The organism is Streptomyces glaucescens, from assembly GCF_002154375.1.
Taxonomy (GTDB): Bacteria; Actinomycetota; Actinomycetes; order Streptomycetales; family Streptomycetaceae; genus Streptomyces; species Streptomyces glaucescens.
In genome coordinates, this window is record NZ_MUND01000640.1 from 1 (window position 1) to 4546 (window position 4546).

At 73.2% G+C, this 4546-nt stretch carries 7 protein-coding genes; 1 reads left to right on the forward strand and 6 read right to left on the reverse strand.

The window, feature by feature from the left end; genetic code table 11:
- From CCN42_RS33845 to CCN42_RS33870, 6 genes are all read right to left on the reverse strand, one after another.
- Positions 1-796: amidohydrolase family protein (locus CCN42_RS33845; RefSeq protein ID WP_107427686.1), on the reverse strand; the 796-nt coding region annotated here is incomplete at its 3' end.
- Positions 793-1062 (reverse strand): DUF1427 family protein, encoded by a 270-nt coding sequence (locus CCN42_RS33850; protein ID WP_086741263.1) that lies wholly within the window; start codon positions 1060-1062, stop codon positions 793-795. The genes CCN42_RS33850 and CCN42_RS33845, both read right to left, overlap by 4 nt.
- Positions 1059-1208 (reverse strand): DUF1427 family protein, encoded by a 150-nt coding sequence (locus CCN42_RS33855; protein WP_086741264.1) that lies wholly within the window; start codon positions 1206-1208, stop codon positions 1059-1061. The genes CCN42_RS33850 and CCN42_RS33855 overlap by 4 nt, the downstream gene beginning before the upstream one ends.
- Positions 1205-1774 carry a quercetin 2,3-dioxygenase gene (locus CCN42_RS33860; RefSeq protein ID WP_086741265.1) on the reverse strand — a complete coding sequence of 190 codons (570 nt, stop codon included), beginning with the start codon at positions 1772-1774 and terminating at the stop codon, positions 1205-1207. Before CCN42_RS33860 ends, CCN42_RS33855 begins: the two co-directional genes overlap by 4 nt.
- Positions 1775-1901: 127 nt before the next feature.
- A complete protein-coding gene (locus tag CCN42_RS33865; RefSeq protein ID WP_086741266.1) occupies positions 1902-3077 on the reverse strand; it encodes a GDSL-type esterase/lipase family protein in 1176 nt (391 codons plus the stop codon).
- Between the two features lie 23 nt (positions 3078-3100).
- Positions 3101-3670: a TetR/AcrR family transcriptional regulator gene (locus tag CCN42_RS33870; RefSeq protein WP_086741267.1), complete on the reverse strand. Its 570-nt coding sequence runs from the start codon at positions 3668-3670 to the stop codon at positions 3101-3103.
- A gap of 159 nt (positions 3671-3829) precedes the next feature.
- Here CCN42_RS33870 and CCN42_RS33875 point away from each other — a divergent pair.
- On the forward strand, positions 3830-4546 hold a 717-nt coding region (locus tag CCN42_RS33875; protein WP_143662111.1), incomplete at its 3' end, for a hypothetical protein.

A 4546-nucleotide genomic window follows, 5' to 3' on the forward strand; every position in this document is an offset into this window, starting at 1 on the left:
CCTCTACTACGACCTGGCGGGGGAAGGCCGGGCCCGCCAGGTCGTAGTAGAGGCCGCGCAGTTGGGCGACGGCGTCCGGGGCCTCCCGCTCGCCGGGCATGAACAGCCGCATGAACCCGTTGATCCGGTCGGCCAGCACCGGCAGCGCACCGCCGCAGTGCGGCACGATCACCTTCAGGTCCGGGCAGCGGCTCAGTGTCCCCGCGAACAGCAGGTCGGTGACGGTCCGCGCGGTGTCGAAGACGAACTCCACCATGGGGCGCGGCCGTCCGAGCGCGGACCGCTCCCAGCACACCGGCGAGGTGGGGTGCAGGAAGACGACCGCGGAACGCCGGTTCAGCTCGGCGAAGACCGGCTCCAGCCGTGGGTCGCCGAGGTAGACGCCGTGGGCGTTGCTCTCCAGGACGACCCCGTCGGCGCCGAGGACGTCGAAGGCGTACGCGACCTCGGCGAGCGCCCCGTCGACGTCCGGCAGCGGCAGGGAGGCGAACAGCCCGAAGCGGCCGGGGTGTTCCGCGACGATCCGCGCCCCCTCCTCGTTCATCTCACGGGCCAGCGTGCGGGCGGCGGCCGGGTCGCCGAAGTGCACTCCCGGCGACGAGACGGAGAGCACGGCGGTGGCGATGCCGCTGCGGTCCATCAGCTCCAGATGAGCCTTGGCCGACCAGCCCGGCCAGGCGGGCACCCCGTCGGGGAACTCGTGTCCCGCGGCCCTGGCCTGCCGGACGTAGGAGTCGGTCACGAAGTGGGCGTGGACGTCGACGAATCCGGGGGACGGTTCAGCGGGTGTGCTCATGAGGGTGAGCCCTTCTCGGGGTCGGGACCCTGGTCCCGTACGGCAGGGACAGGGCGCCGCCACCGGTCGCGTGCGGCGCGGGCCGCCCGCTCCCCGGCGACGATGCCCAGCAGCCCGGTCAGGCCGAGCAGCGGCGGGGCGGGGGAGAGGATGTCCAGCGCCCGGTAGACGGCGCCCATCAGCAGCCCGGCGGCGAAGGAGACGGCCGCGGCGCGCAGGAAGGCGGCGGCCCGGGGCGTCCGGGCGGCGCCGGGCGTGAGGTTCACAGCACCGCCTCCAGCGCCGACTGCCCCACCACCATCCCCAGCAGCCCGAACAGGGCGACCGGGGGAGGGGCGGGCGATGCCACGCGCAGGGCCCCGTAGAGCGCCCCGACCAGCCCGCCCGCCAGCAGTACCTGGACGTAGCTCATGGCTGTCCGTCTCCGGTGTGCCACTGGTGGTCGGGCAGGAACCGCACGTCGTACTGCTGCGGCACGGTGGCGAACTTCTCCGGTTCGGGAACGAACGGCCGGGCAGGCAGACCGAGTTCGTCGGTCGGGGTGCCCAGCGTCTCGAAGAACCGCTCGAACGTGCCGCCCGGCCCGGCGGCCACGCCGACGACCAGCGAGTGGTGGCGCTCCATGCGGTAGGAGTGCGGGCAGTTCTTCGGTACGAAGCCGAAGTCGCCCGGGGTGAGCAGCCGTTCCTGCTGCTCGCCTGCCAGGTCCTCGACGAACAGGCGCACGGCGCCCTGAGCGACGTAGAAGACCTCGTGGGTGTCGGGGTGGGAGTGGGCCGGGATGAGGTTGCCCTTGGGGCCCTCGACGGTGAAGAAGTTGAAGGTGTTCTCCGTCTGTTCGCCGCCCGCGTAGACGGTGACCAGGTCGCCGAAGAGGTGAGCGCGGTCGCCGAGGCCCTTCTCGACGAAGTACGGCTTGCCCGGCTCGGGCGGGATGAACGAGCGGGACCGGTACGGGGTGGCGTACTCGATGGTCATGCGGAACCTCCGGCTGCGATCGATGAATGTCAGGCTACCTGACATTGAGGTCGCGTCAAGAGGCGGACCGCGCGTTCCCGCCCCGCGCGGAGCGGAATCAGGAAACGCGCGGCCCCGCTGGGAGGAGTCAGGCGCCGGCGAAGGCCCCGCCGTCGCCGAACACCAGCCGGGCGAACCGTTCGCCCATCAGGCGATGGGTGGCCGCGTCCGGGTGCAGCCCGTCCGGCAGCGGCAGTTCGGCGGCGTCGGACTCGCCGTAGAGGGCGCGGCCGTCCAGGTGGTGCAGATGCGGGTCCTCGGCGGCGCGCCGCTCCACGATCCGGGCGAGTTCGTCCCGGATGACGCCCACGGTGAGCTTGCCGAAGGCGCGCTCCGCCGGGTCGCCGGTCGCCCGGAAGCGCAGCTGACCCGTGCCGAGCGTGGACAGGTCCGGGGCGCCGGGGCCCGGGGTGTCCTCGTGGATGGGGCACAGGATGGGGGAGATCACCAGTAGCGGGGTGGTGGGATGCCCGTCCCGGAGGGTGTCGAGGAACCCGTGGACGGCGGGGGTGAAGGCGCGCAGCCGCATCGCGTCCAGGTTCACCAGGTTGATACCGATCTTCACGCTGATCAGGTCGGCGGGGGTGTCCCGCATCGCGCGGGCGGTGAACGGATCGAGCAGGGCACTGCCGCTCAGGCCCAGATTGACCAGTTCGGCCCCGCCGAGGGAGGCGGCGAGCGCCGGCCAGGTGGTGGTGGGGCTCGCGGCGTCGGAACCGTGGCTGATGGAACTGCCGTGGTGCAGCCACACCGGGCGGCTCGGGTCGGCGGGCACGGGCTCGACCGGGGCGTCGGTGCGCAGCGCCACGAGTTCGGTGGTCTCGTTGTGCGGCAGCCAGATCTCGACGACCTTGGCCCGCCCGGGCAGCCCGTCGAAGCGGACGGTGCCGGCCGGGCCGGGCCGGGACTCGAAGGAACCGGTGGTCATGTCGATGGTCAGGGTGTTGCCGCCGGCCGCGGTGGCCTGCCCCGCCGGCTCGCCGTCCACGAGCAGGTCGTAGACCCCGTCCGGGCGCGGCGGGGCGCCCACGTAGACCCGCTTGGTGGGCAGGGTGTCCAGCCGCACGGCGGTGGCGCGGGTGCGGAAGACCAGCCGTACGCCGGAGGGCTGGGACTCCGCCATGGCGAGCTGCGGATCGGTGTACTGCGCGCGGGCCCGGGCGGGCAGCCGGTGCGGCAGCAGCCCGTGCGCGGTGCGCTCCAGGTCGAGGGCGCCGCGCAGCAGCTCCGCGGTGAGGGGAGTGGTGGTCCACGGGGTGTTCATGATCTCCGCCGGTGGGGTTGGGGTCAGCGCGCGGGCCAGTTGCGCAGCAGGGCGTCCAGGGCGTCGAGAACCCGGGACCAGGTCTCCTCGGAGTCGGGTTCGCTGTGGCTGAACCCGCCGCTCAGCTCCAGGCTGACGTAGCCGTGGAACACGCTGCCCAGCATGCGGACGGCGTGGGTCTGGTCCGGTTCCGTCAGGTCGTAGCCGCGCAGGATCGCCCGGGTCATCCGGGCGTGCCGGACGCCCGCGCTGGCCGCCGCCGTCTCGGGGTCCAGGCGCAGCCGGGCCGCGGCGTAGCGGCCGGGGTGTTCCCGGGCGTAGTCGCGGTAGACGTTCGCGAACGCGGTCAGCGCGTCCTTGCCGGACCGCCCGGCCAGCGCGTCCGCGGCGCGGTCGGCCAGCTCCTCCAGGGCGAGCAGGGCGATGCCGGTCCGCAGGTCCTGCGAGTTCTTCAGGTGGGAGTACAGGCTCGCGACCTTGACGTCGAACCTCCGGGCGAGCGCCGAGAGGGTCACCTGGTCGAAGCCGGCCTCGTCGGCCAGCTCGGCGCCCGCCCGGACCAGTCGCTCGGTGGTCAGTCCTGCGCGCGTCATGGGCCTCCTCCTGTCACTCCCGCCGACCTAACTGCATTATGCGATCCCCTAAATGCTTTAGGCAAATGCCGCCAGTAGTTAGCCGTACGGGGTCCAGCCCTGACGCAGCCGTCCGATCCGTTCAAGACCACCCGCGGCCATGCCGCCTACCGTCCCCGCATGTCACGCACACGGACCACCGACGACATGCTCGACCGCGCCGCGCGCTTCCTCTGGCTGACCGGACGAGTCCTGGAACAGCGCCGCTTCGCCGCCCTCTTCGCCGGCCACTCGCCGCACGGCGTCCGCCAGGCCCTCGCCGCCTACCGCACCCCGGACGGCGGCTACGCCTACGGCCTGGAACCCGATATCCGCGGCCCCGAACCACAGCCCGCCACGCTGCGCACGGCACTGCCCGTGCTCGACGAGGCGGGCGCCCTGGGCCCGGCGACCACCACGCCGCTGCTCGACTGGCTCTGCACCATCACCGCGCGCGACGGCGGCCTCCCGGTCACCCTGCCGACCCTGCGCCCCTACCCGCGACCGCCGTGGCTCCAGGTGCCGGACGAGCACACGGAGCCGACCGGAGAGCTGCTGGCCACCGGCCCCGTCGTCGCGACGCTGCTGAAGAACAACGTGACGCACCCCTGGATGGAGCGGGCCATCGCCTTCTGCCGGGACGCGGTGACCCGATTGGAGACGACCCACCCCTACGAGGCGGAGGCCGCCGTCGCCTTCCTCGACCACGCTCCCGACCGCGACTGGGCGGCGGACGCGGCCCGGCGGCTCGGCCGCCTCGTCCGCGAGCAGCAGCTCGTCCTCCTCGACCCCCGGCGCGCCCACGAGGTGCCCGTCGCCCCCGGTTACGCCCCCGGGGAGCACCACTTCCCGCACGAC